Origin of the sequence: Tahibacter caeni (assembly GCF_024609805.1) — a bacterium.
Taxonomy (GTDB): Bacteria; Pseudomonadota; Gammaproteobacteria; order Xanthomonadales; family Rhodanobacteraceae; genus Tahibacter; species Tahibacter caeni.
This window is the reverse complement of the sequence record NZ_JANFVR010000275.1, coordinates 1-6552: the sequence shown is the minus strand read 5'-3', so window position 1 is coordinate 6552 and position 6552 is coordinate 1. Positions and strand designations below refer to the sequence as shown.

Below are 6552 nucleotides of genomic sequence, written 5' to 3'. Positions count from 1 at the left end.
CCGGCACGACCCCGTCGACCGCAGCGACGCCACCGGTTTCGACGACCGCCACGCCGTCGACGGACACCTCGGCCACGCCAGGCAGCGGCACGACCACGCCGCCGGCCACCGCGTCGACCACGCCGGGCGCCACGACGCCGGGCTCGACCGCGACCACGACGCCTCCGGCCACGACGACGCCGGCCAAGCCGGCGACCAGCACGACCGCCGCGGCCAAGCCGTCGACGCCGGCCAAGGTGCAGCCGCTGCCGGCGGCCAAGGCCTGGTACGAGGAGCCGACGACCTGGATGTACGGCCTCGGCGGCCTCGCGGTGCTCGGCGCGCTCGGCTTCCTGGCCACGCGTCTGCGCGGCGGCAAGAAGGCGGCGCCGGCCGCGGCCGGCGCGGCGAGTTACGCCGAGACCACCTCGCCGTTGCAGGACGAGGAGGATTCGCTGCTCGACCGTCTGGCCCAATATCCGGACGACACGTCGGCGCACCTGGAACTGACCAGCCTGTACTACTCGCAGGGCGATGCGGACAAGTTCGAAGCCGCGGCCCAGGCCATGTATGCGCACATCTACGATACCAACATGCCGGAATGGCAGCAGGTGCAGGCGATGGGCCGCGAACTCGTGCCGTCGAATCCGCTGTTCGCCGAGCCGGTCTCGGCTGCCGCGGCGCCGCCGGCCTTCGGCAGCTACGAGGCCTCGTCCGAGCCCCTGCGCTTCGACGGCTTCGATGACGGCTTCGGCGCGCCGCCGCCGGCTCCTGCTGCTCCGGCCGCCGCTGCCGAGGACGATGCGTTCGACTTCGATCTGACCGACCGCGGCGCAGCGCCGCCGCCGCCGGTACCGGCACCGGCACCGGCACCGACCAGCGACGACTTCTCGTTCGACCTGACCCCGCCGCGCGCGCCGGCCGCTCCGGCCAGCAACTATCAGACCCAGGTCCAGCCCCTGCCGCCGATCCCGGACCGGGCGCCGCCGCCGGCGGCCCGCGTCGACGACGACCTGCTCGCTTCCGACGATGCGATCGGCACCAAGCTCGATCTGGCCAAGGCCTATCTCGACATGGGCGATCCGGACGGCGCGCGGTCGATGCTCGAGGAAGTGCTGATCGAAGGCAGCGACAAGCAGAAGGGCGAGGCGCGCAAGCTGCTCGCCGAAATCCGCTGATTGGCCTGTCCCGTTGACCCCACGAAGGCCGGCGCAAGCCGGCCTTCGTGTTTCTGCGGACCGTCCGGGCGCGACGCGCGGCCGCCGCCCGGCGGCCGCGCGTCGCGGGTTCGGGCTACAATCGCGCCCCTTTTCTCCCGCCGGAGCTGGCTTGCGCATCGCCCTGGGCGTCGAATACGACGGCACCGACTTCCTCGGCTGGCAGCGGCTGGACCGCGGCCGCACGGTGCAGGGCGTGCTGGAGCAGGCCCTGTCCTTCGTGGCCGCGACGCCGGTCGCCGTGACCTGTGCCGGACGCACCGACGCCGGCGTGCACGCGCGCTGCCAGGTCGTGCATTTCGACGCGCCGGTAGAGCGCAGCGACCGCGGCTGGCTGCTCGGCACCAATTCGCGCCTGCCCGACGACGTCTGCGTGCGCTGGCTGCAGCGCATGCCGGAGGACTTCCACGCGCGCTTCTCGGCGCGCGCGCGGTGCTACCGCTATACCCTGTTGAACCGGCCGGTTCGTCCGGCGCTCGATGCGCGCTACGTGGCCTGGGAGCGCCGGCCGCTCGACGCCGCCCGCATGCAGCAGGCCGCGCGCCATCTGCTCGGCGAACACGATTTCAACGCGTTCCGCACGGTGGCCTGCCAGGCGCCGAATCCGGTTCGCACGGTGCATGCGCTCGACGTGACGCGCGACGGCGACTACATCCATTTCGAGATCCAGGCCAACGCGTTCCTGCATCACATGGTCCGCAACATCGTCGGCAGCCTGCTGCCGGTCGGCCTCGGCGAGCGCGAGCCCGACTGGGTGCGCGACGTGCTCGCCGGCCGCGACCGCACCCAGGCCGGGCCGACGGCACCGTCGCAGGGGCTGACCTTCCTGCATCCGTCGTATCCGGCGTCATGGCGGCTGCCGGCCGAAGTGACCCTGTGAGCAGCGTCCCGGCGAGCCGCGTGCGCGTGAAGTTCTGCGGCCTGACCCGCGTCGAGGACGTGGCCGCAGCCTGCGCGCTCGGCATCGATGCGATAGGCCTGGTCATGACCCGGCGCAGCCGGCGCTTCGTCGACCTGGAGCAGGCCGCGGCGCTGCGCGCGGCCGCGTCGCCGTTCGTCGCCGTCGTCACCTTGCTGCTCGACGACGAACCGCAGTGGGTGCGCGAAGTCATTAGCCGTGTCGCGCCGGATCTGCTGCAATTCCACGGCGAGGAAACGCCGGACTATTGCACGGCGTTCGATCGGCGCTATCTGAAGGCCGTGCCGATGGCCAGCGTCGCCGACGTCGCGGCCTATGCGCGCCGGCATGCGCAGGCGGCCGGTTTCCTGCTCGACAGCCATGCGGCCGGCGGGCAGGGCGGCCGCGGCGTCGCGTTCGACTGGACGCGCGTACCGCGGGATCTCGGCCGCCCGCTCGTGCTGGCCGGCGGTCTGGACGCCGGCAACGTGGCACGCGCCGTGCGCGTCGCGCGGCCGCATGCGGTCGACGTATCGAGCGGCATCGAGACGGCGCCGGGACTGAAATCCGCGCAGAAGATGCAGCAGTTCATGCAGTCGCTGGCGCAGGCCGGCGCCGACGAGGAAAACCAGGCGTGACTACCGATTTCCACACTCTTCCCGACGCGCACGGCCGCTTCGGCGCCTACGGCGGCGTCTATGTCGCGGAAACGCTGATGGCGCCGCTGGCCGAGCTGACGGCCGCCTACGAGCGCCTGCGCAACGATCCGGATTTCATCGCCGAGTTCGAATACGACCTCAAGCACTACGTCGGCCGGCCCAGTCCGATCTATCACGCCGAGCGCCTGTCGCGCCGCGTCGGCGGCGCGCAGATCCTGCTCAAGCGCGAGGACCTCAACCACACCGGCGCGCACAAGATCAACAACACCATCGGCCAGGCGCTGGTCGCCAAGCACATGGGCAAGCGCCGCATCATCGCCGAGACCGGCGCCGGCCAGCACGGCGTGGCCAGCGCGACGGTCTGCGCGCGGCTCGGCATTCCGTGCGTGGTCTACATGGGCGCCGTCGACGTCGAGCGCCAGGCGATCAACGTCTACCGCATGAAGCTGCTGGGCGCGCAGGTGAATCCGGTGCATTCGGGTTCGAAGACCTTGAAGGACGCGCTCAACGAAGCGCTGCGCGACTGGGTCACCAACGTGCACGACACCTTCTACATGATCGGCACGGTGGCCGGCCCGCATCCGTATCCGCAGATGGTGCGCGATTTCAACGCCGTCGTCGGCCGCGAGGCGCGCGCGCAGATGCTCGAGCAGTACGGCCGCCTGCCGCATGCGCTCGTCGCCTGCGTCGGCGGCGGCTCCAACGCGATCGGCCTGTTCCATGCGTTCCTCAACGACGCGGACGTCGCGATCTACGGCGCGGAAGCCGCCGGCGACGGCATCGCGACGGGCCGTCATGCCGCCTCGCTCGCGGCCGGCCGCCCGGGCGTGCTGCACGGCAACCGCACCTACGTGCTCTGCGACGACGACGGCCAGATCATCGAGACCCATTCGGTCTCGGCCGGCCTGGATTATCCCGGCGTCGGTCCCGAGCACGCCTATCTCAAGGACAGCGGCCGCGCGCAGTATCTCGGCGTCACCGACGACGAGGCGCTGGCCGCGTTCCACGAACTCGCGCGCAGCGAGGGCATCCTCGCCGCGCTCGAATCCAGCCACGCCGTGGCCCAGGGCATCAAGCTCGCGCGCGAGCTGCCGAAGGACCGGCTCGTGCTCGTCAACCTGTCGGGCCGCGGCGACAAGGACGTGCACACCATCGCCGCGCGCGAAGGCCTCAGCCTGATCTGAGTCCGCCGCGCCACCGTCACCGCTGCCAGGTTGCCTGCATCCATGAGCCGTATTTCCGACCGCTTCGCCGCGCTGAAGGCCGCCCGCCGGCCGGGCCTGATTCCGTTCGTCACGGCCGGCGATCCGCTGCCCGAAGCCACCGTTGCGCTGATGCACGCGCTCGTGGACGCCGGCGCGGATCTGCTCGAGCTCGGCGTGCCGTTCTCCGATCCCATGGCCGACGGTCCGGTCATCCAGCACGCGAACGAACGCGCGCTGGCCAAGGGCGTGGGCCTGGGTCAGGTGGTGGCCTGGGTGCGCGAGTTCCGCGCGCGCGATGCGCAGACGCCGGTCGTGCTGATGGGCTATCTGAATCCGGTGGAGATCCGCGGCGTCGCGCGCTTCGCGGCCGAAGCCAATGAGGCCGGCGTCGACGGCGTGCTGCTCGTGGACTGTCCCGTGGAAGAGATCGCCACGGCCGCGCCGCTGCGCGCGGCCGGCCTGGAGCAGATCTTCCTCGCCGCGCCGACGACCGACGCCGCGCGGCTCGAGCGCGTCGTCGCCGAGGCGCAGGGGTTCCTCTACTACGTGTCGTTCGCCGGCATCACCGGCGCGGCGCATCTGAGCACGGATTCGGTGCGCGAGCGCGTGACCGCGCTGCGCGCCCGGGCGCGCACGCCGGTCGCGGTCGGTTTCGGCGTGAAGGACGCCGCGACGGCCGCGACGATCGCCGGCTTCGCCGACGCCGTGGTGATCGGCAGCGCGCTGGTCGATACACTGGCGGGCAGCGCCGACGCGGCCGAGGCCGTGCGGCGTGCGCACGCATTCCTCGCGCCGATCCGCGCGGCGCTGGACGCGGTGCCCGCAGGCCATGCCGCATAGGCGGCAGCCGCCGTCTGCGCAAGATCCGGCGCCGCCCGAGGCGGCGCCTCTGCTTGAATCGACGCCGGCGCCTATGCCGCCGGCGGATACCGGAGAGGTTGGTGACATGAGCTGGCTTTCTAAACTGATGCCGTCGCGCATCCGCACGCAGGGCACCGGCGTCAAGGGCAAGGTGCCCGAAGGCGTCTGGGAAAAATGCGAGGGCTGTGCCGCCGTGCTGTACCGGCCCGAGCTCGAGCGCAATCTCGAAGTCTGCCCGCAGTGCGGCCATCACCACGCGATCGGCGCGCGCAAGCGTCTGCTCGCGTTCTTCGACGAAGGCTCCACCGAGGAGCTGTTCGCCGATCTCGAACCGGTCGACGCGCTGAAGTTCAAGGATTCCAAACGCTACAAGGACCGCATCGTCGCGGCGCAGAAGCAGACCGGCGAGAAGGACGCGATGATCGCGATGTGCGGCCTGCTCAAGAGCCGGCCGCTCGTCGCCGTCGCGTTCGACTTCAGCTTCATGGGCGGCTCGATGGGTTCGGTCGTCGGCGAGAAGTTCACGCGCGCGGCCGAGCGGGCCCTGGCCGACCGCACGCCGCTGGTCTGCTGGTCGGCGACCGGCGGCGCGCGCATGCAGGAGGGCCTGTTCTCGCTGATGCAGATGGCCAAGACCTCGGCCGCGCTCGCGCGCCTGCGCGCGGCCGGCCTGCCGTACATCTCGGTGCTGACCCACCCGACCACCGGCGGCGTCTCGGCCAGTCTCGGCATGCTGGGCGACATCAATGTCGCCGAACCCAAGGCGCTGATCGGCTTCGCCGGTCCGCGCGTGATCGAGCAGACCGTGCGCGAGACGTTGCCGGAAGGTTTCCAGCGTTCCGAGTTTCTCGTCGAGCACGGTGCCGTCGACTTCATCGTCGACAGGCGCGAGACGCGCAACAAACTGGCCGACGTGCTCGCGCTGCTGATGCGCCAGCCGCGCCACGGCACGGCGCCCGTCGGCGGAGCCGCCGCCTGAGCGCGGAACCGTCGCCGCGACGCATCCTGCAGCAGTGGCTGGACTATCAGCTCGGCGTACACCTGCGCGGCGTCGACCTCGGCCTGGCGCGCGTGGGCGAGGTCTGGCGGCGCCTCGGCGCGCCGCGGCCGGCGCCCGTCGTCGTCACCGTCGCCGGCACCAACGGCAAGGGTTCGACGGTCGCGTTCCTCGAAGCCATGCTCGCGGCCGGCGGCTATCGCGTCGCCGCCTACACCTCGCCGCACGTGCTGGCCTACAACGAGCGCGTGCGCATCGCCGGCGCCGATGCCGATGACGCCGCGCTGACCGACGCGTTCGAGCGCATCGAAGCCGCGCGCGGCGACGTCCCGCTGACCTATTTCGAGTTCGGCACCCTGGCCGCGCTGCTGCTGTTCGCCGACGCGATGCTCGATGTCGCCGTGCTCGAAGTCGGCCTCGGCGGGCGGCTCGATGCGGTGAACCTGATCGACGCCGACGCGGCGATCGTCACGACGATCGCGCTGGACCACCAGGACTGGCTCGGCAGCGACCGCGACAGCATCGGGCGCGAGAAGGCCGGCGTCGCGCGGGCCGGAAGGCCGCTCGTCCTCGCCGAGACCGATCCGCCCGAAGGCTTGCTGCAGGCCCTGGCCGAGCGCGGCGCCGACGTGATCCGTGCCGGCCGCGACTACGCCGTCGCGCCGGCCGCAGCGGGCTGGTACTGGAACGGCCCCGGCGCGATGCGGCTGGCCCTGCCGATGCCGCAGCTCGCGGC

Annotated in this window: 7 protein-coding genes; all 7 read left to right on the top strand. The window is 71.7% G+C overall.

Going from position 1 to position 6552, the window contains the following annotated elements:
• On the top strand, nt 1–1157 hold a 1157-nt coding region (locus tag NON22_RS18505; RefSeq protein WP_306673895.1), incomplete at its 5' end, for a FimV C-terminal domain-containing protein.
• 151 nt (nt 1158–1308) lie between these two features.
• Nucleotides 1309–2076, top strand: coding sequence for a tRNA pseudouridine(38-40) synthase TruA (gene truA, locus NON22_RS18500; protein WP_257388433.1), 768 nt, complete (start codon nt 1309–1311; stop codon nt 2074–2076).
• Nucleotides 2073–2732 carry a phosphoribosylanthranilate isomerase gene (locus NON22_RS18495; protein ID WP_257388432.1) on the top strand — a complete coding sequence of 220 codons (660 nt, stop codon included), beginning with the start codon at nt 2073–2075 and terminating at the stop codon, nt 2730–2732. Before truA ends, NON22_RS18495 begins: the two co-directional genes overlap by 4 nt.
• Nucleotides 2729–3937: a tryptophan synthase subunit beta gene (gene trpB / locus NON22_RS18490; protein ID WP_257388431.1), complete on the top strand. Its 1209-nt coding sequence runs from the start codon at nt 2729–2731 to the stop codon at nt 3935–3937. The genes NON22_RS18495 and trpB overlap by 4 nt, the downstream gene beginning before the upstream one ends.
• 42 nt (nt 3938–3979) lie before the next feature.
• A complete protein-coding gene (trpA, locus tag NON22_RS18485; RefSeq protein WP_257388430.1) occupies nt 3980–4798 on the top strand; it encodes a tryptophan synthase subunit alpha in 819 nt (272 codons plus the stop codon).
• A 106-nt stretch (nt 4799–4904) separates the two neighbouring features.
• Nucleotides 4905–5798 carry an acetyl-CoA carboxylase, carboxyltransferase subunit beta gene (gene accD / locus NON22_RS18480; RefSeq protein WP_257388429.1) on the top strand — a complete coding sequence of 298 codons (894 nt, stop codon included), beginning with the start codon at nt 4905–4907 and terminating at the stop codon, nt 5796–5798.
• Nucleotides 5795–6552 (top strand): Mur ligase family protein (locus tag NON22_RS18475; RefSeq protein ID WP_306673896.1); only part of this gene is annotated, 758 nt, incomplete at its 3' end. The genes accD and NON22_RS18475, both read left to right, overlap by 4 nt.

Bases quoted from the DNA above. Each gene is read 5' to 3' on its own strand.
- trpA (WP_257388430.1), top strand. From the start codon at position 3,980: ATGAGCCGTATTTCCGACCGCTTCGCCGCGCTGAAGGCCGCCCGCCGG.
- accD (WP_257388429.1), top strand. From the start codon at position 4,905: ATGAGCTGGCTTTCTAAACTGATGCCGTCGCGCATCCGCACGCAGGGC.